At 68.2% G+C, this 22,921-nt stretch carries 21 protein-coding genes; 11 read left to right on the top strand and 10 right to left on the bottom strand.

The window, feature by feature from the left end; translation table 11 throughout:
- A complete protein-coding gene (locus J3476_RS13820) occupies positions 1-477 on the bottom strand; it encodes a VOC family protein (RefSeq protein ID WP_207067015.1) in 477 nt (158 codons plus the stop codon).
- A 76-nt stretch (positions 478-553) separates the two neighbouring features.
- A complete protein-coding gene (locus tag J3476_RS13815; protein ID WP_207067014.1) occupies positions 554-1,159 on the bottom strand; it encodes a TetR/AcrR family transcriptional regulator in 606 nt (201 codons plus the stop codon).
- A 100-nt stretch (positions 1,160-1,259) separates the two neighbouring features.
- On the opposite strand from J3476_RS13815, the gene J3476_RS13810 reads away from it, so the two are divergent.
- Both J3476_RS13810 and J3476_RS13805 read left to right on the top strand, forming a co-directional pair.
- Entirely contained in the window at positions 1,260-2,126 is an 867-nt protein-coding gene (locus tag J3476_RS13810; RefSeq protein WP_207067013.1) for an alpha/beta fold hydrolase, read from the top strand.
- Positions 2,123-5,080: an aminotransferase gene (locus J3476_RS13805; RefSeq protein WP_207067012.1), complete on the top strand. Its 2,958-nt coding sequence runs from the start codon at positions 2,123-2,125 to the stop codon at positions 5,078-5,080. The genes J3476_RS13810 and J3476_RS13805 overlap by 4 nt, the downstream gene beginning before the upstream one ends.
- On the opposite strand, the gene J3476_RS13800 is transcribed toward J3476_RS13805, so the two are convergent.
- Positions 5,077-6,042, bottom strand: coding sequence for a hypothetical protein (locus J3476_RS13800; RefSeq protein ID WP_207067011.1), 966 nt, complete (start codon positions 6,040-6,042; stop codon positions 5,077-5,079). The genes J3476_RS13805 and J3476_RS13800 overlap by 4 nt on opposite strands.
- Here J3476_RS13800 and J3476_RS13795 point away from each other — a divergent pair.
- The gene (locus tag J3476_RS13795; protein WP_207067010.1) at positions 6,041-6,823 is read left to right on the top strand and encodes an adenylate/guanylate cyclase domain-containing protein; all 783 of its coding nucleotides are present in this window, start codon (positions 6,041-6,043) and stop codon (positions 6,821-6,823) included. The two genes, J3476_RS13800 and J3476_RS13795, sit on opposite strands and share 2 nt — an antisense overlap.
- On the opposite strand, the gene J3476_RS13790 is transcribed toward J3476_RS13795, so the two are convergent.
- A complete protein-coding gene (locus J3476_RS13790) occupies positions 6,820-6,993 on the bottom strand; it encodes a hypothetical protein (RefSeq protein ID WP_207067009.1) in 174 nt (57 codons plus the stop codon). The genes J3476_RS13795 and J3476_RS13790 overlap by 4 nt on opposite strands.
- Before the next feature lie 41 nt (positions 6,994-7,034).
- On the opposite strand from J3476_RS13790, the gene J3476_RS13785 reads away from it, so the two are divergent.
- The 3 genes from J3476_RS13785 to J3476_RS13775 all read left to right on the top strand — a co-directional run bounded on the left by J3476_RS13785 (position 7,035) and on the right by J3476_RS13775 (position 8,774).
- The gene (locus J3476_RS13785; RefSeq protein ID WP_207067021.1) at positions 7,035-7,712 is read left to right on the top strand and encodes a guanylate cyclase; all 678 of its coding nucleotides are present in this window, start codon (positions 7,035-7,037) and stop codon (positions 7,710-7,712) included.
- Positions 7,713-7,827: 115 nt separating this feature from the next.
- On the top strand, positions 7,828-8,460 hold the full coding sequence (locus tag J3476_RS13780) for a hypothetical protein (protein WP_207067008.1): 633 nt from the start codon (positions 7,828-7,830) through the stop codon (positions 8,458-8,460).
- A gap of 56 nt (positions 8,461-8,516) precedes the next feature.
- Positions 8,517-8,774, top strand: a complete 258-nt coding sequence (locus J3476_RS13775; protein ID WP_207067007.1) for a hypothetical protein — start codon at positions 8,517-8,519, stop codon at positions 8,772-8,774.
- Positions 8,775-8,900: 126 nt separating this feature from the next.
- Here the strand turns inward: J3476_RS13775 and J3476_RS13770 are convergent, their stop codons facing one another.
- Both J3476_RS13770 and ychF read right to left on the bottom strand, forming a co-directional pair.
- On the bottom strand, positions 8,901-9,299 hold the full coding sequence (locus J3476_RS13770; RefSeq protein ID WP_207067006.1) for a VOC family protein: 399 nt from the start codon (positions 9,297-9,299) through the stop codon (positions 8,901-8,903).
- A gap of 104 nt (positions 9,300-9,403) precedes the next feature.
- Positions 9,404-10,477 (bottom strand): redox-regulated ATPase YchF, encoded by a 1,074-nt coding sequence (gene ychF / locus J3476_RS13765; protein ID WP_207067005.1) that lies wholly within the window; start codon positions 10,475-10,477, stop codon positions 9,404-9,406.
- Between the two features lie 82 nt (positions 10,478-10,559).
- Here ychF and J3476_RS13760 point away from each other — a divergent pair, with 82 nt between their 5' ends.
- Entirely contained in the window at positions 10,560-11,717 is a 1,158-nt protein-coding gene (locus J3476_RS13760; RefSeq protein ID WP_207067004.1) for a DUF6542 domain-containing protein, read from the top strand.
- On the opposite strand, the gene J3476_RS13755 is transcribed toward J3476_RS13760, so the two are convergent.
- Entirely contained in the window at positions 11,714-13,459 is a 1,746-nt protein-coding gene (locus J3476_RS13755) for a penicillin-binding transpeptidase domain-containing protein (protein WP_207067003.1), read from the bottom strand. The genes J3476_RS13760 and J3476_RS13755 overlap by 4 nt on opposite strands.
- Positions 13,460-13,559: 100 nt before the next feature.
- Positions 13,560-14,576: a 4-hydroxy-3-methylbut-2-enyl diphosphate reductase gene (locus tag J3476_RS13750; protein ID WP_207067002.1), complete on the bottom strand. Its 1,017-nt coding sequence runs from the start codon at positions 14,574-14,576 to the stop codon at positions 13,560-13,562.
- Between the two features lie 53 nt (positions 14,577-14,629).
- On the opposite strand from J3476_RS13750, the gene J3476_RS13745 reads away from it, so the two are divergent.
- The 4 genes from J3476_RS13745 (at position 14,630) to J3476_RS13730 (ending at position 17,869) form a co-directional block, all read left to right on the top strand.
- Positions 14,630-15,202, top strand: coding sequence for a lipid droplet-associated protein (locus J3476_RS13745; RefSeq protein WP_207067001.1), 573 nt, complete (start codon positions 14,630-14,632; stop codon positions 15,200-15,202).
- A gap of 22 nt (positions 15,203-15,224) precedes the next feature.
- The gene (xseA, locus tag J3476_RS13740; RefSeq protein ID WP_207067000.1) at positions 15,225-16,493 is read left to right on the top strand and encodes an exodeoxyribonuclease VII large subunit; all 1,269 of its coding nucleotides are present in this window, start codon (positions 15,225-15,227) and stop codon (positions 16,491-16,493) included.
- Positions 16,480-16,692: an exodeoxyribonuclease VII small subunit gene (locus J3476_RS13735; RefSeq protein WP_163678137.1), complete on the top strand. Its 213-nt coding sequence runs from the start codon at positions 16,480-16,482 to the stop codon at positions 16,690-16,692. The genes xseA and J3476_RS13735 overlap by 14 nt, the downstream gene beginning before the upstream one ends.
- Before the next feature lie 64 nt (positions 16,693-16,756).
- Positions 16,757-17,869: an NAD-dependent epimerase/dehydratase family protein gene (locus J3476_RS13730; RefSeq protein ID WP_207066999.1), complete on the top strand. Its 1,113-nt coding sequence runs from the start codon at positions 16,757-16,759 to the stop codon at positions 17,867-17,869.
- Between the two features lies 1 nt (position 17,870).
- On the opposite strand, the gene J3476_RS13725 is transcribed toward J3476_RS13730, so the two are convergent.
- Both J3476_RS13725 and J3476_RS13720 read right to left on the bottom strand, forming a co-directional pair.
- On the bottom strand, positions 17,871-20,237 hold the full coding sequence (locus J3476_RS13725) for an arylsulfatase (protein ID WP_207066998.1): 2,367 nt from the start codon (positions 20,235-20,237) through the stop codon (positions 17,871-17,873).
- 52 nt (positions 20,238-20,289) lie between these two features.
- On the bottom strand, positions 20,290-22,677 hold the full coding sequence (locus tag J3476_RS13720; RefSeq protein ID WP_207066997.1) for an arylsulfatase: 2,388 nt from the start codon (positions 22,675-22,677) through the stop codon (positions 20,290-20,292).
- Positions 22,678-22,921 lie beyond the last annotated feature (244 nt).

The raw sequence follows: 22,921 nt of genomic DNA, 5'->3' as shown, positions 1-22,921 counted from the left end.
TCATACAAGGGCGACCGCGGTCTCGAGGTCGGCGACGACGATCCTGCTCATCCCCAGCATCGCCCGCGCCGCCGCTTCGGCACGAAGCGGGTCGGGGTCACGCAGCAGTTCGTCGAGCCGCTCGGGCACGATCTGCCAGCTCAGCCCGAAGCGGTCCTTGAGCCAGCCGCACTGCGACTCCTGGCCGCCGCCGGCGAGCAGTCGCTGCCAGTAATGGTCCACCTCTGCCTGATCGCGGCAGTGCACCGTGAACGACACCGCCTCGGTGAAGGGAAACTGAGGTCCGCCGTTGATGGCGATGAACTGCTGCCCGTCCAAGGTGAACGTCGCGGACACCACCTCGCCGGGAGCCCCGGGCCCGGCGTCGGTGAACCGGTCGACTCGGTCGACCGACGAGTTCGGGAAGATCGCCGTATAGAACGCGATGGCGTCCTCGAGGTCGTTGTCGAACCAGAGCGAGGGGGTGATGGCGGGCATGGGGCCTCCTTGTCGCGGCGTCACGGGCTGTCCCCGTTGAGACCCCAACCGGCCTCGGTTCTCATCGCCGCGTGGCTCAACCCGCGGTGACGGCACCTACTGCGCGCAGCGCGAAGTCCAGGACGCGGGCTTGAGCCTGCTTGAGCGCGTGCGCATCGTCGGGGTCCTGACCGGCCAGCACCCGCGAGGCCAGCGAACTGACCGCGACCGCGTCGATGTCGGGCTCGGTCAGCGGGAAGGAGCCGTCGGCACGGCCCCGGCACAGGATCGTGGTCAACGAGCGTTCCCGGTCGGCCTGGGCCCGCGCCCTGGTTTCCCGGTAGCCCTTGGCCGCTCGCACCTCGTCGGAGTCGATCACCGTCAGCTGCAGGCGGCGCTGCGAATCGGCGCACATGTCGAACATCTCCCCGATCCAGGCGGCCAACTGCTCGGCAGGAGTACCGAGAGCCGCCGCGGCGACGCGGTCCACGTCGGCGACCAACGCGTCGCATTCCTGGCGCAACAGGGCCAGGAACAGGTCGTCCTTGGATTCGAAGTGGCGGTAGAACGCCCGGGTCGAGACCTGCGCCCGACGCAGGATCTCCGACATCAGGATGGGCCCGGGATGCGGATCGGACAGACACCGATACGCCGCCTCGATGATGCGGCGGCGGTCGTCGCTGTGGTCTGCAGCGGGCTGCACGGAGCAGAATTCTAGGGAACCGGTGCCGTGTGGGACCCCGGATGGCGGCAAATACCCCGCTCGGTAACCTGACCGTCGGGGCAGGCCGAGAGGAACGTCGATGAACACAGGTCAGCTTGAGCCGACGGCCAGGCGGTTTCACGGCTCCGACGGGCTCACCCTGGTCGCCGACGAGTGGAACGGCGCCGGGTCGGCGGCGCAGCGCTCCGGACCTTCGGTGCTGATGCTGCACGGCGGCGGCCAGAACCGGTTCTCCTGGAAGAAGACCGGCCAGATTCTGGCGTCGCGAGGACTGCATGTGGTCGCGCTGGACAGCCGTGGGCACGGCGACAGCGACCGCTCCCCCGACGCGAAGTACACCATCGAGGCGCTGTGCGCAGACACGCTGCGGGTGATCGAGCAGATCGGCCGGCCGGTCGTGCTGATCGGAGCCAGCATGGGCGGGCTCACCGGCATCCTGGCTGCGCGTCAGGCCGGATCGCAGCTGGTCACAAAACTCGTGCTCGTCGACGTGGTGCCGCGCTACGAGAAGGACGGCAGCGCCCGCATCCGCGAGTTCATGTTCAGCCACGTCCACGGCTTCGACTCGCTGGAGCAGGCCGCCGATGCCGTCGCCGCCTACCTGCCGCACCGCGCCCGGCCCAGAAGTCCGGAGGGGCTGAAGAAGAACCTGCGACACCGCAACGGACGCTGGTACTGGCACTGGGATCCCGCGTTTCTGACCAAGCCGAACGAAGACCCGTTCGTGCGCGTCGAGCTTCTCGAGCAGGCCGCCGTCGAGTTGGGCATCCCGATCCTGCTGATCCGCGGCAAGCTCTCCGACGTGGTCAGCGAGGAGGCGGTGGCCGACTTCCTCGACAAGGTGCCCACCGCGGAATTCGTCGAGTTGTCCGGTGCCGGCCACACCGCCGCCGGCGACGACAACGACGCATTCTCCGACGCCGTCGTCGAATTCGTGCTGCAGTGAGCACATCCGGGCCCGGGGGCTTCAACTTCCTCGAACATCCCGAGCTGCCCGCTCCCGCGGTCAGCGACGCTCAAGCGAGCACGATCCTCGCCGAGCACTACGGCCTGCAGGCCGCCGTCCAATCGCTGGGCAGCCAGCAGGACAAGAACTTCCTGGCCCGCGGCGCCGACGGCAGCGTTCTGGGGGTGCTGAAGATCGCCAACCCGGTGTTCGGCGCCGTCGAGATCGAAGCCCAGGACCGCGCCGCCCGCCACATCGCCGAAGCCGAGCCGCAGTTGCGGATCGCGGTGCCGCTGCCCAACACGGCCGGCGCGGCGTGCACCGCGGTCGACGGCATGCTGGCCGGCACGGCCTACGTGCGTCTGCTGCGCCACCTCGACGGCGGAACGCTGGACACCGCCGGATACCTGGCACCCGAGCTCGTCGCCGGGCTCGGCGACGTTGCAGGCCGGGTGAGCCGGGCTCTTCGCGACTTCGACCATCCCGGTCTGGACCGGGTCCTGCAGTGGGACCTGCGCTTCGGCATGCATGTCGTCGACGCGCTGATCGAACACGTCGGCGACACCGGACTGCGGCAGCGGCTGCAGACCGCTGCCCGAGAGGCGTGGGACCACCTGGCTCCGCTGGATGACGCGCTCCCCCGCCAGGCCGCGCACATCGACTTGACCGACGCGAACGTCGTGCTCGGCGCCGCCCCATGCACGGCCGACGACCCGCGGCCGGACGGGATCATCGACTTCGGCGACCTGTGCCGCACCTGGGCCGTCTCGGAGCTGGCGATCACGGCGTCCTCGGTGCTGGGACACCCCGGCGCGACCGTCACGTCGATCCTGCCGGCGGTCCGCGCCTTCCACGCTGTGCGCCCGCTCTCGCCCGTCGAGGCGGCAGCGTTGTGGCCGATGCTGGTGCTGCGCACCGTCGTCCTGATCGTCAGCGGCGCCCAACAGGCGGTGCTCGATCCGGACAACGACTACCTCACCGAGCAGGCTGACGCCGAGCGGCAGATGTTCGAGCTCGCCACCTCGGTTGCGCCACAAGTGATGAGCGCACTCATCGCCGCCGATCTCGGGCTGGCGTCAGCGCCGGCACCGCTACCCCCGGCGGCGCCGCTCATTTCCGAGGACCCAGCGCGGGTGCACACGCTGGACCTGTCCACCACGTCGGATCTCTACGACGACGCCTTCGACGACACCGGGGCACTGCGAGCCGGCGCCGAGGACGACTTCGCCACGGCCGCACTGCACGACGGTGCGCGCGTCGTCGTCAGCCGGTACGGCGAGGCCCGCCTGAGCAGGGCACCCCGGCTGAGCCAGGACGCCCCATCGGTGGTGGCCACCGGGGTCAGCCTCTGGACGACCCCCGGCACGGTGTTGAACGCTCCGTGGGACGGGGAGGCCCGCGAAGCCGGGCCGGGCGCGGTCACACTGCACACCGACCGCGTGGAGCTGACGCTGGCCGGGGTCACCGACGTCACGCTCGGCGCGGTCGGCCGCGGCCGGCAGCTCGCGCGGGTGGGCGGCCGGGTGGAGATCACCGCGCGCCCCGTCGGCGCGCCTTCGTCTCCCGCGTTCACCTCCGCCGAGTTGTGGCCCGGATGGTCGGCACTGACCCGTGATCCGCGGCCGCTGCTCGGGCTGCCCCCCGTCGACGGGGCTGACGGCGGCGACCTGCTGGCCCGTCGCGACGCGAGTTTCGCTCCCGTGCAGGAGTTCTACTACCGCACACCGCCGCAGATCGAACGTGGCCGGCGGCATTTCCTGATGTCGACGGCGGCCCGCAGCTATCTGGACATGGTCAACAACGTCACCGTGCTGGGACATGCCCATCCACGGATCGCCGACACCGCGGCGCGCCAGCTGCGCAAACTCAACACCAATTCGCGGTTCAACTATTCGGCTGTCGTGGAATTCAGCGAGCGCCTGGCCGCGCTGCTGCCCGACCCGTTGGACACCGTGTTCCTGGTCAATTCCGGTTCCGAGGCAAGCGATCTGGCGATCCGGCTGGCGACGGCCGCGACCGGACGGCGCGATGTCGTCGCGGTCCGGGAGGCCTACCACGGGTGGACCTACGGTACCGACGCGGTGTCCACCTCGACCGCGGACAACCCGAACGCGCTGGCCACCCGACCCGACTGGGTGCACACCGTGGAATCGCCGAACAGCTTCCGTGGCACGTATCGCGGGGCCGAGGCCAACCGCTACGCCACCGACGCGGTGGCACAGATCCAGGCGTTGGCCGCCGAGGGCCGGGCACCGGCGGCGTTCATCTGCGAGAGCGTCTACGGCAACGCCGGCGGCATGGCGCTACCAGAGGGGTATCTGCAGCAGGTCTACGCCGCGGTCCGCGCGAGCGGCGGGCTGGCGATCTCCGACGAGGTCCAGGTCGGTTACGGCCGGCTGGGCGAATGGTTCTGGGGATTCCAGCAGCAGGACACAGTGCCCGACATCGTGTCGGTGGCCAAGTCGGTCGGCAACGGTTATCCGTTGGGGGCGGTGATCACCAGCCGCGCCGTCGCCGAGGCGTTCGCCGGGCAGGGGTACTTCTTCTCCTCCACCGGAGGCAGTCCGCTGCCGTGCGCGCTCGGGATGACGGTGCTCGACGTACTCGGTGACGAAGCGCTACAGGACAACGCCCGTCATGTCGGGGGGCACCTGAAGACCAGGCTCGAGGCGCTGGGCGACCGGCACCCGATCATCGGCACCGTGCACGGCTTCGGGCTGTACCTCGGTGTCGAGATGATCCGCGATACAGCGACATTGGAGCCGGCCACGCGGGAAACCCGGGCGGTCTGCGATCGCATGCTCGAACTCGGGGTCATCATCCAACCGACGGGCGACCATTCGAACATCCTCAAGACCAAGCCGCCGCTGTGCATCGACGTCGAGGCCGCCGACTTCTACGTCGACACCCTCGACCGGGCGTTGTCCGAGCTGCAGTTCGGCGTGTCGGGTTAACCGAGCAGCGGCACCCCTGCGACGGTGTCGTCGGTGAGGATCTCGAACATCGCCCGGTTACTACTCAGTTCGGCTCGCTGGAAAGCTTTGCCCGCCACCTGGACTCGGCAGCTCGCGAGCGCCGAGTTGTAGCAGTACTTCACCCCGCCGTGGGTGTCGGGATAGGTCAGACCGATCACGTCGCCTGCGACGGTGCTGATCTCACCTTCGATCATCTGCTCCCCCACCCGCGCACCGAACGTCCAGCTGAACGGGCGGTACCGGCCGTGGGTCTGCATGCTGCCCACGACCGAGCGCACGGCGAACTCGAGGCCGGCGTGGCGGAAGACGAACAGTGTCACGCCGGGCAACAGGACCGGCCCCACCCCGGCTCGCGCCGTGACGATCTCGAGTGTGGATTCCGGCGCTTCGTCGAATCCGCATACCTGCCCGTAGGCGTAGGCGGGAGTGTGCCTGCTGCCCCAGTTGTGGTTGACACTGCCGATCCAACCGTCCAGGTCGATGTCGAGATCCGGTAACTGCAGCCGACCGTCGAAGCGGGCCAGCGGATGTCGTACCTGAGTCTTGGCGGTCGGGAACCGGGCCCGGTAGGACCGCTCCGGCAGGACCCGCACCCCGGGCTGCCCGCCGGGCGTGATCGACAGATCCCAGCGGGTGCCGTCGGGCAGCACCCCCTGGGCGTGGGAGTCGTCGAGTTCCGTTCCGGCCAGTTGCGCGGTCCAGGGCTCGTCGGCGAAGTCCGCCGCCTCGATCGGATACGACTGCCTGATCGCTCGGTGACCCGACGGATCGAACACCATCACCCAGACGTCGGCGCAGGACTCACCGACCGTCGGCATCAACAACGTCTCGCGCAGCCACAGTGCTCGCCGGCCACCGGCTGCGTCGGCGCGAAGGAAGCGACTCTCGTAGAAGGGGGCCTTGCGGACGATCACGGGTCCAGCATCCAATACTGGGGCCATGACCGTTGCGCAGATCGCAGCATGGGTGCTGGCGGTGCTCGTCGTCGGTGAGGCCATCGCGCTGGCCGTCGTGGTGCGACAGTGGAGGGCCGCCGAACACGAGGCCGACGAGCTACGCCGCCGCCTCGACACCCGCAACATGCTGCTCACCGGGGGAAGCAAGGCCGTCAAGACGGTGTGGCAGACGGCCAACATCCTGCGCCGCGACGGACTCGGCGCGGCGGTGCGGTCCTCGATCGAGGAACTGGCCGACTGGGCCGAGGTGGAGCGCCCGGACCTGGCCCGGCTGGCGCCGGGCGGCCGGGTCGCGATCATGTTCTCCGACATCGAGGACTCCACCGCGCTCAACGAGCGGATCGGTGACCGGGCCTGGGTGCGGTTGATCGGCAAGCACGACAAGGCCGTGCGACGCCTCGTCGAGCATCATGACGGATATGTGGTCAAGAGCCAGGGCGACGGCTTCATGATGGCCTTCGCCCACCCCGGTCAGGCGGTCCGCTGCGCCTGCGACATCCAGCGGTCACTGAGCAAGCGGCCCAATCACATTCGGGTGCGAATCGGGGTCCACAGCGGAAAGTCGGTGCTGCGCGGCGACGACCTGTTCGGCCGCAACGTGGCGATGGCCGCCCGCGTCGCCGGGCAGGCCGGGGGCGGCGAGATCCTGGTGAGCCAGGCGGTGCACGACGCACTCGATGACGGGGACACCGCCTTCGGCGCCGGCCGGGACGTGGAGCTCAAAGGGTTCTCCGGCACGCACCGGCTCTTTCCGGTCGAGGTCTAATCGCGCTTGTGCCCGGCCGCCTCGGCCTCGGTCAACCGCTGGTGCAGACGCGCCCGGATGTCGTCGGGGGTGTAGGAGTTCCGTCGGCGCTGGTCGCGTGCCACCAGCGCCCCACCGGCCACGACACCCGCGACACCTGCCAGCCCGACCCACTTCCAGATCCCACGCATGCCGCCAGTCTGCATAAGCTGCGGGGGTGAAGCCAAGCACGGTGTCGCTGCAGCGCGCGCTGGAGGAAACCCGCACCGGTGACATCTGGCTGTTCCGCGGACGCTCCGGACCCGACCGGGCAATTCAGTCGATGACGAACAGCCCGGTCAACCACGTGGGGATGACCGTTGCGCTCGACGACCTGCCGCCGCTGATCTGGCATGCCGAACTCGGCGACAAGCTGGTGGACATGTGGACGGGCACCCATCACCGCGGTGTCCAGCTCAACGATCTGCGCGAAGCGGTCGAGCGTTGGGTGCACAGCTACGGGCAGCGTTGCTGGCTGCGCCAGCTCTCCCCCTACGCCAGCACAGAGCAGGAGGACCGGATGCTGCGGGTGATCGCCCGCATGGACGGCACCCCGTTCCCGTCCACCGCACGGCTGACCGGCCGCTGGATGCGGGGCAGGCTACCCACCGTCAGCGACTTCACTCGCGGAATCCCGTTCGTGCACAGAAAAGTTCGCGAGTCGGCGGATCGGCGCAAGCAACAACAGTCCAAGACCGGGCTGGAGACCGCTTACTGTGCAGAGACCGTCGCCATCACCTATGAGGAGATGGGCCTCTTGCAGACCGAGAAGCACTACAACTGGTTCGACCCGGGGTCGTTTTGGAGCGGTGACACGTTGCCGCTTCGAGAGGGTTACCGGCTGGGCGCCGAGATCGCGGTGCTGTTATGAGCGAGCCCGCGCCGGCCACCTCGCGAAACGCCGCGCGAGATCACCCGATCGTGCAGGTCGTAGTGGTTTGCTGAGACGGCGCCCGCATTCGGCAGCGCAACGAGGGAGTGCAGGCATGCCGACGACCACCGATCAACCACCCGGCCAGGACACGTCCGGGGATCTCGCGGAGCCGAAGATGCGTAGTACCAGATGGTCGGCGATCGCCATCGTCTTGGCGTCGATCGCGACGCTGGTGATCCTGTTCGTGATGCTGAACTCGTCGAACGAACAGTCCGGCGAGGTGCGTTCCGTTCCTGCACAGCCGCAGACGTTCTCCCCCCAGTCGCAGCCGCCGGTGCCGCAGACGCGCCTCGACATCCCTCCCCCGCAAGCGGCGCCGCCGCCGGCGGCACCCAGTTCGGTGCCCACTGCGGCGCCCAGCGCGGCGCCGGTCATCGACGAGCTCGGTTTCGTCGATTCCGAGGCGCGCTGCACTGACGACGAGCAGGCAGTGGCGATCGCCCGCACCGAGACGGCGGCGGTGGTGATCTGCCGCGACGAGCAGGGCGACTACGTCTATCAGGGCGTGCGCCTCAGCGACGGCGCATCTCTGCGCCTGGACGACGTACGCACGATCCCGGCCGGGTTCGAAGCGCGCAACGGGGCGACCACCTACCGGCTGTCGGCCACGGAGCTGGTCGTCATCGACGGTGAGACGCTGTTCAGCCGCGACCCGGTCGTGGAGTACCGGGAGGCCAGACCGTAGGGTCACCGACGCTGGTTCGTGATCTGCTCGCGATCAGCACCGGGAAGGCTCACGGCATGTCTGCGGTCGGGATCGTCGTGCTGCTGGTGGCGGCTCTCGGGGTCGGCTATCTGGTCGGGCGCCGCTCCAATCCGCGCGTCCCGACGTGGCAGCAGCGCACCAGCCGGACGGTGCTGGGGCGTCAGGCGCTGGTCCTGGCGCTGTTGATGGCCGTCAGCCAGGTCGAGCGGTCGACGCAGCGGCGGCTGCGGCCCGCGATGCGCCGCGCGCCGGCGAGCTCCGTCAGCCGGCTGCGCCGGTTGGCCCGTCGCTGAGCGGCGCCCCGAACGCTACGCAATGTCAGCCTGACAGCTCCGTGATGGATATATGTCCGTGATGACACTCTCAGACCGACATTGCGGTCGAGCAGCCGGTGAACCGAATCACGTCGCCGGTCAAAGTCACATACCGAACTTGGCGCGCGCCGCGTCAGTCACCGGGGTGAACAGGTTGACGAGGTTCCCATCGGGATCCCTGAACAACAATGCACGGTTTCCCCACGGCATCGTCGTTGGCTCGGTGACCACATCAGAGATCTGTTCGCGAAGGCGTTCGTACTCAGCATCGACGTCGTCGACGATGAACTCGACAATTGCGGTCCGGTTGGCAGCCGGCTCAGCAGATCCTTGCCCAAACAAGGCGACGGTTTTGTCGCTCCCGATGGCCAGCGCTCCGACGGCTGTCGGAATCTCGGCGAAGAGTTCGTTACCCCAGATGGCGGTGACGCCGGTGACCATCTCGTAGAAGGCGACCAATCGCTTCACATCGGCAGTGATGATGCGGATCGAAACCAATCTCATCGGGACTCTCCTCGGGGTGACACCGGATAATCGGCGGCTGGCCTCAGCGAGCCGAATGGTAGGTGCGCACCCCGACAAGTCGTCCCCGTGGATTCCTTCGTTCGCTACACGTTGAACCGGAACTCCACCACGTCCCCGTCGGCCATCACGTAGTCCTTGCCTTCCATGCGCACCTTGCCCGCGGCCTTGGCGGCGGCCATCGACCCGGCGGCCACCAGGTCGTCGAAGGACACGATCTCGGCCTTGATGAAGCCCTTCTCGAAGTCGGAATGAATGACCCCGGCGGCTTTGGGCGCGGTGTCGCCCTGGTGAATCGTCCACGCGCGCGCCTCTTTCGGGCCGGCGGTCAGATAGGTCTGCAGCTTCAAGGTGTGAAAACCGGCGCGCGCCAACGCATCCAGCCCGCGCTCGGTCTGACCGATCGACTCCAGCAGTTCGGCGGCGGACTCGTCGTCGAGCTCCTGCAACTCCGCTTCGATCTTGGCGTCGAGGAACACCGCATCCGCCGGCGCGACCAGCTCGCGCAGCTCGGCGACCTTGGCCTCGTCGGTGAGCACCGACTCGTCGGCGTTGAACACATACAGGAACGGCTTGGAGGTCAACAGATTCAGTTCCCGCAGCAGCGAGACGTCCGCGCCGGCGGAGAACAACGTCTTGCCGCTGTTGAGGACCTCTTGGGCGGCGACCGCCGCGTCGTGGACGGGCCTGCGGTCCTTGTGGGTGCGGGCCTCCTTCTCCAACCGCGGCACCGCCCGCTCCAGGGTCTGCATGTCCGCCAGGATCAGTTCGGTCTCGATGATCTCGATGTCGGACTTGGGATCGACCTTGCCGTCGACGTGCACCACATCGTCGTCGGCGAACACCCGCACCACCTGGCAGATGGCGTCGCTCTCGCGGATGTTGGCCAGGAACTTGTTGCCCAGGCCCGCACCCTCGGAGGCGCCCTTGACGATCCCGGCGATGTCGACGAACGTCACCGGCGCGGGCACGATCTTTTCCGAGCCGAAGATCTTGGCCAGCTCGTCCAGGCGGGGATCGGGCAGCGCGACCACCCCCTCGTTGGGTTCGATGGTCGCGAACGGGTAGTTCGCCGCCAGCACCTCGTTACGGGTCAGCGCATTGAACAACGTCGATTTTCCGACGTTGGGTAGTCCGACGATTCCCAGATTCAAGCCCACGGAGTCCACAGTCTGCCAGATGTGATCGCCACGCCCCCGTGCGCTGGCAGCGTCTGATTGCCCGAGCCGGTACGGTCGACGTGTGTCAGGACAGCGCGCGCGGCCGTCGGCGGCGGCCGACAACCGGTCTGCGCACCCCAACATCCCGGGTGTTCCGTGGTGGGGTGCCGTCCTGATCGCCGTCGTCGCGTCCGCCGCCGGATTCGCCGTCGACGCCGGTTCGGGCAATGGGGAACTGACTGCGGTGTTCGCCACGCTGTTCGTGCTCGGCTGCCTGGCCGCGGTGCTCGCGGTGCGGCGCAACGGGCTGTTCACCGCCGTCATCCAGCCGCCGCTGATCTTGTTCGTGATGGTGCCCGGCGCCTACTTCCTGATGCACCACGACTCGATCGAAGGTCTCAAGGACATCCTGATCAACTGCGGTTACCCGCTGATCGAGCGGTTCCCGCTGATGTTCTTCACCTCCGCCGCGGTGCTGCTGATCGGCCTGGCCCGCTGGTACCTCGGCCAGGCGTCTGGCCAGTCGGCCGGCCGCGACGACACCGCCACCGCCGGCCGGTCCGAGCGTGGCGCGACGGCCAAGGCGGGGCGCCTGCCGGCGATGGTCGCCGCATTGTTCGCCGGCCGGTCCGCCAAGACCGCCGCGACAACGACGGCCGCCACAGCCGAGAACGCCGGAGGCGGGGCACCGCCGCGCCGCCGCCAGCAGGACCGTCGCTCCGCCTCAGCGCAACGCTCCGCATCCCGGTCGGCGCGCGGCGATCGCCAGCGCTCCAAGCCCGCCGCCCGCCGACCCCGGCCCGACGAGACCGACATCATCGATCAGGTGGCCACCGACCGTCCGCGCCGGCGCCGGCCACGTCCCGAGGACGCGCCGCCGCGCGATCAGCGGCGCCGGGCCAGGAGCGACTCGGCCCGCGAGCCCCGCCGGGCCGCGCCGAACAGCGACCGTCGGGTGCCGTACGACCGCGGCGAGCGAGGCGACCGTGAGCGTCCGCCGCAGCGGCGCAGCCGCTACAACGGCTACGAGGGGTACGAGACGTTCGGCGGTTATGACCGCTATGACCGCCCCGACCTCGGCTACGAACCTCGCCGTGAACCTCCCCAGCAGCGGGGCAACGGCACCCACCACCCGGTGTCGCGGGTGCGCTACCGGGGCTCGGACGACGCCGACGAACGCGTCGAACACCGTCGCCGTGCCCGCGAGAACGACGCCGACCGCTGGGAGTACGACATCTAGGCGACGGTCCGCAGGAACCGTCCCGCGGCGTCGACCGCCGGCGCCGAGCTGCCGGCGTCGCTGACGAACACCGCGAGCGCGAGGTCGCCGGCGATGCCGACGAACCAGCCATGCGCGTGCTGATCGTCGATGTATTCCGCGGTTCCGGTCTTGCCGAGCAGCCCGGGGATGTCCTGGAGCTGACTGGCGGTGCCGTCGGTGATCGTCTCGCGCATCATCGCCTGCACCTGGTCGTCGATCGTCGCGGGCAGCGGTTGCGGGGTGCGGTCGGCGACCCCGGGTTGTCCCTCGACGATGGCCGGTGCCGGTACCGAGCCGTGCGCCAGGGTCGCGGCCACCAGCGCCATGCCGAACGGCGACGCCGTGACCTGCCCCTGGCCGATGCCCTCCTCGACGCGCAGCGCCGACGAGTCCGCGACGGGCACCGAACCGGTGACGGTGGTCATTCCCGGTGCCACATAGTCGATGCCCAGGCCGAGCTGCGCTGCGGCATCGGTGAGCGCGTCCGGCGGGAGGTTCACCGCGAGCCGGCCCATCGTGGTGTTGCAGGACCGGGCGAACGCGGTGTGCAGCGGCACCTCGCCGAGGTCGAACTCGTCGTCGTTGGGAATCTGCCTGCCCTCGATGTTCTCGGTGCCGGGACAGTTGACGATCGTGTCCGGCGTGACCTGCCCGGCCTGCAGCGCCGCCGAGACGGTCACCGTCTTGAACGTCGACCCGGGCGGGTAGAGCCCGGTCAGGGCGATCGGCCCCTGCGCATCGGCCGGCGCGTTCTGCCCGACGGCCAGCAGGTTCCCGGTCGACGGCTGGATGGCCACGATGGCAGCCGGGGTGCCCAGCGGCGCCAGCGCGTCCTCGGCGGCCCGCTGCATGCCGATGTCGAGGGTGCTGGCGATGTCGCCGACGGGTTTGGCGTCCTGCCCGCCCACTCTCTGCGGACCGGCGGAGGTCTGGGCGGTGACGGCCCACCCGGCCGCGGCGTCGGTGCGTTGCTGCCACAGGTCGGCCAGCCCCGTCAGCGTGGGTGAGGTCAGCGCGCGGTCGGTGGCCAGCAGCCGCAGCTGGGGCCGCAACGTCACGCCGCGCAGTGCCGTCAGTGCGGCCTCGATCGGGGTGAGGTCCTCCTCACGCAACGTGACGGCCGTGACGGGTGCACCCGCGGCGGCCCCCACATCGGCAGCCAGGGACTCGGCGGTGATGGTCGGGGCGATCGGGTTCAGCAACGCGGCAACCGCGGCGACGTCGGCATCGGGTGCCAGGTCGACCAGCGTGACGACATGCTGGGTCAGCAGTTCGGCACCGGTACGGTCCAGCACGCGGGCAGCCGGTTGCGGCACCAGCGTCGAGTAAGCCAGCGGCCCGGCGTCCAACCCGGGCGCGACAACCGCCGGATCCCACCGGATCTTCCACTCCTGACCGTCGGCGGTTGCCTCGCCATCGGTGGTGTAGGTCCACTCGTGGGCGTCGTCGGGCCCGAACGTCCACGTCGCGCCGAGCGCGAACCCGCCTTCGGAGTCCACCGCACGCACCCGATCGGGCCGGAACGAGACGTCGCTGCCGAGACTGGCGAACAACTCGCCCAGCGTGGCCGACGCGGCTGCCGGGTCGGACGTCAGGTCGGCGGCGGCGTCGGCGTCACCGCGGCTCAGCGCCTCGGCGAAGGAGCGCACCGTCGCGTCGAGGCGGTCCTCGGCGTCGCTGCAGCCCGCGAGCACCATGGTCAGCGCGAGGAGGAACGACATCGGCCAGCGCGCGGCCGCCCCGACGTGTCGCAGACGCGCTCTTCTCTGATGTGTTCGGTGGGCGGGTCTCACGTTCGACGAACGTACCCGCGCTCACTGACTAGTTACTGCGCGCCGGCCGGATCTCACGGGGCAGAGCGAACACCAGCGTCTCGTTGGCGGTGGTCACCGGCTGCACGACGTCGTAGCCGTGTTCGGCGAGGCGCTCGAGAACACCGCGAACCAGGATCTCGGGCACCGAGGCACCCGAGGTGACGCCGACGGTGGTCACGCCGTCGAACCAGGCCGGATCGACGTCGTCGGCGTAATCCACCAGGTACGAGGCGTCCGCGCCGGCACCGAGGGCCACCTCGACCAGCCGCACCGAGTTCGAGGAATTGCGCGAGCCGACGACGATGACCAGTTCGCATTCCGGGGCCATCGCCTTGACCGCCACCTGACGGTTCTGGGTCGCGTAGCAGATGTCGTCGCTGGGCGGATCCTGCAGCGTCGGGAACTTCTCCCGCAGCCGGCGCACCGTCTCCATCGTCTCGTCGACCGACAGGGTGGTCTGCGAGAGCCAGATCACCTTGTCCGGGTCACGCACGGTGACGCCGTCGACGGCGTCGGGATTGTCGACCACCTGCACATGGTCAGGCGCTTCACCGGCGGTGCCGACCACTTCCTCGTGGCCTTCGTGGCCGATCAGCAGGATGTCGTAGTCGTCGCGGGCGAATCGCTTGGCCTCGTTGTGGACCTTGGTGACCAGCGGGCAGGTGGCGTCGATGACCTGCAGGTCGCGCTCCTTGGCGTTGACGTGCACCGTCGGCGCGACGCCGTGCGCCGAGAACACCACGATCGCGCCCTCGGGCACCTCGTCGGTCTCGTCGACGAACACCGCACCGGCCGCGGCGAGGGTCTCGACGACGTGGCGGTTGTGCACGATCTCGTGGCGGACGTACACCGGCGCGCCATGCTTCTCCAGCGCCCGCTCGACGGTTTCCACGGCCCGGTCGACACCGGCGCAGTATCCGCGAGGTTCGGCCAGCAGCACCCGCTTGCCCGTGACGCCACCGGCGACCGAGCCCAGCGCACTCTGGCTGGATCCGGGGATCCCCATGTTGACAGTCGGTGGCATGGGTTCCAGGGTACTGACCGCACCCGGTCGCCGCCCAGCCGTAGGCTGTGGCCATGGCAACTGCACCGTATGGGGTCCGGCTGCTCGTCGGGGCGGCGGCGACCGCCATCGAGGAAACCCGCAAGCTCCCCCAGACCATCTTGATGTATCCGATGACTCTGGCCAGCCAGGTGGCGTCGCTGGTGATGAAGGTGCAGCAGGATGTCGCCGTCCTGGTGATCAAGGGTGACGAGACGCTGGAGACGTTCTTCCCGCCCAAGGACGAGCAACCGGAATGGGCCACGTTCGACGACGATCTGCCCGGCGGTTCCGCCGAGGGGGGCGACGTGGTGGATCTGCCGGTGCGCGAGGGCGCCCGCATGACCGAGGGCCGGTATGCGCTGTTCAGCAGCGAGCCCGAGGCCCCCAGCGAGGCCGCGCCCGAACAGCCCACCCCTGCGGACGTGCCCGAGATCGTCACCGAGCTCGAGTACGAATCGCTGACCCTGGCGCAGTTGCGGGCCCGGTTGACGTCGCTGCGCATCGGCGATCTGGAGGCACTGCTGTCCTACGAGGAAGCGACCAAGGCTCGCGCGCCGTTCCAGACGCTGCTGGCCAACAGGATCACCCGCGCCTCCGCGAAGTGAGCGCCCCGGCGGGCTCGGCCCGATGACGGAGCCGCCGCAGGGGCAGTCGGCAGACAACCCCTTTCCGGTCCGCGGCGTCGCCATCCGTGTCGCGGGGTGGATCGACAAGCTCGGCGCGGTGTGGGTCGAGGGCCAGATCGCCCAGCTGACGCTGCGGCCGAACTCCAACACGGCGTTCATCACGTTGCGTGACCCGGCCGCAGACATGTCGCTGTCGCTGACCTGCCCACGGGACCTGGTGGTCAATGCCCCGGTGCGGATGACCGACGGCACCCAGGTGATCGTGTTCGGCAAGCCGAATTTCTACACCGGACGCGGCACGTTCTCCTTGCGCGTCAGCGAGATCCGGGCCGTCGGGATCGGTGAACTGCTCGCGCGCATCGAGCGGCTGCGCCGGCTGCTCGACGCCGAGGGCCTGTTCGATCCGCGGCTCAAGCGCCCGTTGCCGTTCCTGCCCGACACCATCGGGCTGATCACCGGCCGCGCGTCGGCCGCCGAGCACGACATCATGGCTGTCACCACCGGCCGCTGGCCGGCGGTGCGGTTTTCGGTGCGCCACACGGTGGTGCAGGGGCCCAATGCGGTGCCGCAGATCGTCGAGGCGCTCCGGGGCCTCGACGCCGACCCGGCCGTCGACGTCATCGTCCTCGCCCGTGGCGGCGGCAGCGTCGAGGATCTGCTGCCGTTCTCCGACGAGACGTTGTGCCGCGAGATCGCGCGCTGTAGGACGCCGGTGGTCAGCGCGATCGGCCACGAACCGGACAACCCGCTGTGTGATCTGGTCGCCGATGTCCGGGCAGCGACGCCGACCGACGCTGCCAAGCGGATCGTCCCGGACACCGGCGCCGAGCAGGCACTGGTCAAGGATTTGCGCTCACGCAGCGCACGGGCGCTGCGCAACTGGGTCAACCGGGAACAGCACGTCGTGACGCAGCTGCGCAGCAGACCCGTGCTGGCCCGTCCGCTCGAGGCGATCGACGCACGCGGCGAGGAGATCCACCGCGCGCGGCGCACCGCCCGGCGCGACATCACCCGGCTGCTGGCAGCCGAGTCGGATCGGGTCGGGCACCTGGCCGCGCGGCTGGCCACGCTCGGCCCGGCGGCCACGCTGGCCCGCGGTTACGCCGTCGTGCAGGGACTGCCCACCGACGGGCCGCCGCTTGTGCTGCAGTCGGTGAACGACGCCCCCGCGGGCGCCCGGCTGCGTATCCGGGTGGCCGACGGGGCGCTCACAGCGCTCAGTGAAGGCGCAATCGACGACGAGCAGAGAGGCGCCGATGAAGCCTATTAGTGAACTCGGATACGAAGAGGCCCGCGACGAACTGATCGATGTCGTCCAGCGCCTCGAGCATGGCGGCCTCGACCTGGACGCTTCTCTGGCGCTCTGGGAAAGAGGCGAAGAACTGGCCAAATGCTGTGAAGAGCACCTGGCCGGTGCGCGTAAGCGGGTGGAGCAGGCGCTGGCCGCCAAAGACGACGACGAAGGTTGACAGCGGAAGCATCCAGCTGCCTCGGTCTGGCAAATTGGAACACGTTTCAGTTAGGCTGCCCGGCATGGCTGATGCGACGCTGCAGACTGATCTGGGCCGGGTTCTGGTCACCGGGGGTTCGGGTTTCGTCGGCGCCAACCTGGTGACCGAGCTGCTGGAGCGGGGCCTGGAGGTCCGCGCCTTCGACCGGGTCGCGTCCCGGTTGCCCGAGCATCCCCGCCTCGAGGTGCTCGAGGGGGACATCACCGACACCGACGACGTCGCCGCCGCGGTCGACGGGATCGACACCGTGTTCCACACCGCCGCGATCATCGACCTGATGGGCGGCGGCTCCCCCTCCGGAGAGGCACGCAAGCGCAGCTTCGCGGTCAACGTCACCGGCACCGAGAACCTGGTGCACGCCGCCCAGAAGGCCGGTGTGCAGCGTTTCGTCTACACCGCCTCCAACAGCGTGGTTATGGGTGGCCAGGAGATCTCCGGCGGCGACGAAACCCTGCCCTACACCGACCGGTTCGCCGACCTGTACACCGAGACCAAGGTGGCGGCCGAGAAGTTCGTGCTGGGCCAGAACGGGGAGCAGGGGATGCTGACCTGCTCGATCCGGCCCAGCGGCATCTGGGGCCGCGGCGATCAGACGATGTTCCGCAAGGTGTTCGAAAGCGTCCTCGCCGGCCACGTCAAGGTCCTGGTCGGCAGCAAGGAGGTCAAGCTCGACAACTCCTACGTGCACAACCTGGTTCACGGATTCATCCTCGCCGCGCAGCATCTCGTGCCCGGCGGCACCGCGCCCGGCCAGGCGTACTTCATCAACGACGGCGAGCCGATCAACATGTTCGAGTTCTCCCGGCCGGTCGTCGAGGCGTGCGGCGAGCGGCTCCCCACATTCCGGGTTCCGGGCCGACTGGTGTGGCTGGCCATGCGGGTATGGCAGTTCCTGCACTTCAAGCTCGGACTTCCCAAACCACTGCTGGAACCGCTTGCAGTGGAGCGGATCTACCTGGACAACTACTTCTCGATCGCGAAGGCGCAGCGTGACCTGGGTTACCAAGCGCTGTACACCACCGAGCAGGCGCTCGAGCACTGCCTTCCGTATTACGTCGAGCTGTTCGAGCAGATGAAGGCCGCGGCGGGCGAACCCGTCGTACACGCCGCCGCACCGACACCCCCGAAGGGCTGATCTACTGCTTGGCCATCGCGATGTTGAAACGGTCTTCCGGCTTGATGAGATGGTTCTGGCCGTCGCCGCCGAGGTCGATCTGCACCCATTCGATGGTGCCGGTGAACCGGTTGCCGGTGGGTCCGTAGTCCGGAGAGGCCGGTGAACCGGTGTCGCACCCGACGTCGCAGGCCTCGTCGGCGGAGAACGCCATCGGCTGGGTCCGCTCCACCCGCCCCCGGCCCACCTCGCGGCCGTCGTAATACAGGGTCACGTCACCACCCTTGCCCAAGCCGTCACCGTCGTAGCCGAACTCCATGCGCACCTGGTGTTTTCCCGCCGGAATCTCTTCGATTGCCGCAGTGACGAAGTAGTCGATCCCGAAGTAGTTGTAGCAGTACTTCAGTGTGTTCTCGTGCGCATACAGCGTCCACCCGCCGACGCTGCCGCCTTGGGTGACGATGACCCCGGCGGCGCCGGCCTCGGGTACGTCGAGGTTCGCGGTCACCGAGTGTGACTGGTTCTTCAGGTTCAGCACGCACCACTCGCTGACCCGCATGCCGTCGAACAGCAGCTGACTTTTTCCGCGGATGAGCTGGGGGCGTCCGGCGATATCCGGGTTGATGCGTTCGAAGCCGCGGTCGTCGAGCGGGACGACGTTGTACTTGGTCGCTTCGATCAGCCAGAGCCGCTGCAGTTCCGCGAGTTTCGCCGGGTTCTCGGAGGCCACATCGTGGGCCTGGGTCCAGTCCCCGGGCTCGTAGAGCTCCCAGACGTCATCGTCGAACGGGGGTGGGACATCGGCCTTCCACGGGGTGCGATGCTTGGTGACGGCCGTCCAGCCCTGGAAGTAGATGCCCCGGTTGCCCATCATCTCGAAGTACTGCACCTGGTGGGTTTCGGGGACCGCAGCATCGCGCAGGGTCGCCATCATGCTGACACCTTCCAAGGGCGCCTGCGTGGTGCCGTTGACCGAGTGGGGCGCGGGCAGGCCGGCGGCCTCCAGGATCGTGGGCACGACGTCGATGACGTGGTGGAACTGGTCGCGCGTGGCGCCCTTGTCGGGCAACCCGTTCGGCCATGACACGATCGTGCCGTTGCGGGTGCCGCCCCAGTGCGAAGCGACCTGCTTGGTCCACTGATAGGGCGCGCACAGCGCGTGCGCCCACCCGACCGCGTAGTGGTTGTACGCCTCCGGAGTGCCGAATGCGTCGATCTTGGACAACAGGAACTCGGTGGTCTCGATGCCGGGAAGGCCGTTGAGCGTGGTCATCTCGTTGTAGCAACCGTTGACGGTGCCCTCCGCGGAGGCACCGTTGTCGCCGATGATGTAGTAGATCAACGTGTCGTCGAGCACGCCGAGATCGGAGATGGCGTCGACGACCCGTCCCACCGCGTGGTCGGTCTGCTCCAGGAATCCGGCGTAGATCTCCATCTGCTTGGCCAGCACCGGTTTGAGATCGTCGGGCATGTCGTCCCACGCCGGGATCTCGTCGTGCCGGGCGGTCAGCTCCGCATCCGGCGGAACCACGCGGAGTTCTTTCTGCCGAGCGAGAATTCGCTCGCGCAGCGCATCCCACCCGTCGTCGAACCTGCCGCGGTACTTGTCCGACCACTGCTTGGGCACGTGGTGCGGGGCGTGCGTGGCGCCCGGTGCGAAGTACATGAAGAACGGCTTGTCCGGCATCAGCGCCTTCTGCTGGCGCACCCAGGTGATCGCGTGGTCGGCAAGGTCATCGGTGAGTGTGTAACCCTGCTCCGGTGTTCGCGGCGGTTCGACAGCGGTGGTGCCCTCGTAGAGACCCGGGTAGTACTGGTTGGCCTCGCCGCCGACGAAGCCGTAGAAGTACTCGAAGCCAGAGCCGGTCGGCCACTGGTGGAAGGGGCCGACGGGAGTGACCTCCCAGCCGGGCACTTCGTGACACTTGCCGAACTGGGCGGTGGAGTAGCCGTTGAGCTTCAGCGTCTCGGCCACCGGTGCCTTGTCCTTGGGTCGGATGCTGTTGTTGCCCGGCGCCGAGGTGGCCATCTCGGTGATCGCGCCCATGCCCACCGAGTGGTGGTTGCGGCCGGTCAGCATCGCCTGTCGGGTCGGCGAGCACAGCGCGGTGGTGTGGAACCGGTTCAGCTTCACACCGTTGGCGGCCAGCCTCTCGGCAACCGGGGTGTCGCAGGGGCCGCCGAACGCCGACGACGCACCGAATCCGACGTCGTCGATCAGCACGATCAACACGTTGGGCGCACCCTTCGGCGGGCGCAGCTCGGTGATCGGGGGGTACGTGGTGTTGGGGTCCTTGGCGTCATAGGTGGTCAGCCCCACATGCCGAGGGTCGGGTATCGGCAGGTGCTCTCGGGCCAGATGCGGCTGTGCCTTGGCTGAGTCGGACATCTTGCGCTCCCTTCGGCTCCGCAGGTCGGTGACGTGCCCGCTGGGGGCACCATCAGTCCCGGGCGAACGCTGCGGCTGCTTCCTTTTCGAGGTCGAGGTACGCCTCATCGCTGACGTCGATCCCCACTCCCAGAATCGTTCCCCCGGTGAAGGTTCCGGGCGATCGGTACAGGCTGGAGACGTTGTCGCCGCTGTCGTAACCGACGCACAGCCCGTCACCGGACAGGGTGAACTTTCCGACCTGCGCGCGCATCGGCCCCTTGGCCGCGACCTTGTCGTCGACGTACAGCGTTGTGGTGCCGTGCGATTCGCCGTACTCACCCGCACTTTCCCGAATGAACTCCATTCCGAGGGAGTGCTTGCCGGGAGGGAGCTCCTCGGAGACGAACTCCTGCTCGGGCTTGATGCCCAGGAAGTTGTACACATAATGCAGTTTGCAATCTTTGATGAACAACGCGTGGCCGCCGAAACGTGAACCGTGCGCGAAGATCACGCCTTCCGCACCGTCGGTGATGTCAGTGATGTCAATGTCGGCGATGATCTTGTACGACCGGCCGCGGATGTTGACCGCGACGCCCTCGGGCACCGGCGCAGTGCCCGGGTAGTAGACGTAGCGGTTGCGGGTCGGCTCGGACTGGGGCCGTTCGGTGGTGAGCAGCTCGGTGGCCGAGCGGTCGTCGAGGGGCAGCACAAAGTTGGCGTCGGCTTCGGCGAACCAGGTCTTGATCAGCTCCTGCAGCTTGTCGGGGTGTTCGTCGGCGAGGTCCTTCGATTCCGAACGGTCTTCGTCGACGTGGTAGAGCTCCCAACGGTCCTCGTCGAAGTGGCCCGCCCCGCTCAGCGGGGCGTGGATCGCCGAGGCCTTCCAGCCGTTCTCCCAGATCCCCCGGGTCCCCAGCATCGTGTAGTACTGGCGCTTCCTGGTGGTCGGTGCGTCGGCGTCGTCGAAGCTGTACCGCATCGACACCCCGTTCAGCGGGTACTGGTCGACCCCACGGTAGGTGGTCGGCATCTCCAGGCCGACGGCGTCGAGGATGGTGGCGACCACGTCGGTGGCGTGGTGGTACTGGTGCCGCACCTCGCCCTTGGCCTTGATGCCGGCCGGCCAGTGGATCACCATCGGGTCGCAGGTGCCCCCGGAGAACTGCGAGTAGCGCTTGAACATCTGGAACGGCGTCGAGAAGGCGACGGCCCACCCGGTCGGATAGTGATTGTAGGTGTCCGGGCCGCCGAGGGTTTCCAGATACTTCATGTTCTCGGCCAGCTCGTCGGGGTAGCCGTTGAAGAACTTGTTCTCGTTGACCGACCCGTTCGGTGAGCCCTCGCCCGAGGCCCCGTTGTCGGCGCAGTAGAAGATCAGCGTGTCGTCCAGTTGGCCGGTCTGCTCGAGGTAGTCGACGACCCGCCCCACCTGCGCGTCGGAGTATTCCGAGAAGCCCGCGAACACCTCTGCCATCCGCGCGAAGAGCCTCTTCTCGTCGTCGTTGAGCGAATCCCACGGCCGGACCTGGTCGGCATCCACGGCAATGTCGTCGGGCATCGGGTTGAGCGGGGTCAGCTGCGTGCCCTCGGGCAGAATGCCCTTGTCCACCATGCGGGCCAGCACCCATTCGCGGTAGGCCTCGTATCCGTCGTCGAACATGCCTTTGTATTTGTCGGCGTACTCGGCCGGGGAATGGTGGGGCGCGTGGTTGGCTCCCGGGCAGAACCACATGTACCAGGGTTTGGACGGGTTGGTGGCCTGCTGGTCACGCAGCATCCTCAGCGCCTGATCGGCCATGTCCTTCGACAGGTGGTAGCCATCCTCGGGGCCGTAGGGCTGCTCGATGAACCGGTTGTCCTCCACCAGGTCCGGATACCATTGGTTTGTCTCGCCGCCCAGAAAACCGTAGAACCGGTCGAAGCCCTTCTGCAGCGGCCACTCCGAGCGGCTGCCGCCGCTGGCGACATCCTCTTCGGGCACGTTGTGGTTCTTGCCGACCCAGAAGGTGCTGTAGCCGTTGTCCTGCAGCACCTGCGCGACGGTCGCACATTCCGCCGGAAGCCGGGCGGCCGAACCGGGAAAGCCGTTCGACGCTTCGGTGATCGCCGAGGAGCGGTTGACGTGGTGGTTGCGTCCGGTGAGGAAGCACGACCTCGTCGGCGAGCACAGTGCGGTCGTGTGCCACTGCGAATACGTCAGACCGTTGTCTGCCAGCCGTTGCATCACCGGCATCTCGATGCGACCGCCGTAGGGCGACCACGCCGCCAGCCCGGTGTCGTCATACAGCACCACGAGAATGTTGGGCGAACCTTCCGGCGCGCGCTTCAGCACATAGGGGGACCAATCGGCCACCGAGTCACGGACATCCAGTTCGATCTTTCCGGCAAAGTCCTCGTTCACGTCGACACCCCGTCCCGCGCTCCGGTAGCACCCGTGTGCGCAAGCTTTACACAGCATCTGCGCTCGTGGTGGAACTCGCATGAACAATTGGTGACGTCCGACGGGGGACTGGTCAAAAACCGTACGGTTGAACAGCTCCCGGGGCAGGCAGCCCGGCTCACGTCAGCGATGCGAAGCGTAATAGCTGATTCTCTACCGAAATTGCAGGCACGAACAGCGCAGAAAATCGCCGACGACTCTGCGCGCCGATCCGCTGCCGCACCGAGCCCCGATGGCTAGGCTTCCAGGCGATCACGACTTC

The organism is Mycobacterium sp. PO1 (genome assembly GCF_017312405.1).
Classification (GTDB): domain Bacteria; phylum Actinomycetota; class Actinomycetes; order Mycobacteriales; family Mycobacteriaceae; genus Mycobacterium.
Note: the sequence above shows the minus strand (reverse complement) of the source record. Positions and strands in the feature narration are given on the sequence as shown.

Bases quoted from the DNA above. Each gene is read 5' to 3' on its own strand.
- J3476_RS13820 (WP_207067015.1), bottom strand. From the start codon at position 477: ATGCCCGCCATCACCCCCTCGCTCTGGTTCGACAACGACCTCGAGGAC.
- J3476_RS13810 (WP_207067013.1), top strand. From the start codon at position 1,260: ATGAACACAGGTCAGCTTGAGCCGACGGCCAGGCGGTTTCACGGCTCC.
- J3476_RS13795 (WP_207067010.1), top strand. From the start codon at position 6,041: ATGACCGTTGCGCAGATCGCAGCATGGGTGCTGGCGGTGCTCGTCGTC.
- J3476_RS13800 (WP_207067011.1), bottom strand. From the start codon at position 6,042: ATGGCCCCAGTATTGGATGCTGGACCCGTGATCGTCCGCAAGGCCCCC.
- J3476_RS13790 (WP_207067009.1), bottom strand. From the start codon at position 6,993: ATGCGTGGGATCTGGAAGTGGGTCGGGCTGGCAGGTGTCGCGGGTGTC.
- J3476_RS13780 (WP_207067008.1), top strand. From the start codon at position 7,828: ATGCCGACGACCACCGATCAACCACCCGGCCAGGACACGTCCGGGGAT.
- J3476_RS13775 (WP_207067007.1), top strand. From the start codon at position 8,517: ATGTCTGCGGTCGGGATCGTCGTGCTGCTGGTGGCGGCTCTCGGGGTC.
- J3476_RS13770 (WP_207067006.1), bottom strand. From the start codon at position 9,299: ATGAGATTGGTTTCGATCCGCATCATCACTGCCGATGTGAAGCGATTG.
- J3476_RS13755 (WP_207067003.1), bottom strand. From the start codon at position 13,459: ATGTCGTTCCTCCTCGCGCTGACCATGGTGCTCGCGGGCTGCAGCGAC.
- J3476_RS13750 (WP_207067002.1), bottom strand. From the start codon at position 14,576: ATGCCACCGACTGTCAACATGGGGATCCCCGGATCCAGCCAGAGTGCG.
- J3476_RS13745 (WP_207067001.1), top strand. From the start codon at position 14,630: ATGGCAACTGCACCGTATGGGGTCCGGCTGCTCGTCGGGGCGGCGGCG.
- xseA (WP_207067000.1), top strand. From the start codon at position 15,225: ATGACGGAGCCGCCGCAGGGGCAGTCGGCAGACAACCCCTTTCCGGTC.
- J3476_RS13735 (WP_163678137.1), top strand. From the start codon at position 16,480: ATGAAGCCTATTAGTGAACTCGGATACGAAGAGGCCCGCGACGAACTG.
- J3476_RS13730 (WP_207066999.1), top strand. From the start codon at position 16,757: ATGGCTGATGCGACGCTGCAGACTGATCTGGGCCGGGTTCTGGTCACC.
- J3476_RS13725 (WP_207066998.1), bottom strand. From the start codon at position 20,237: ATGTCCGACTCAGCCAAGGCACAGCCGCATCTGGCCCGAGAGCACCTG.
- J3476_RS13720 (WP_207066997.1), bottom strand. From the start codon at position 22,677: ATGCTGTGTAAAGCTTGCGCACACGGGTGCTACCGGAGCGCGGGACGG.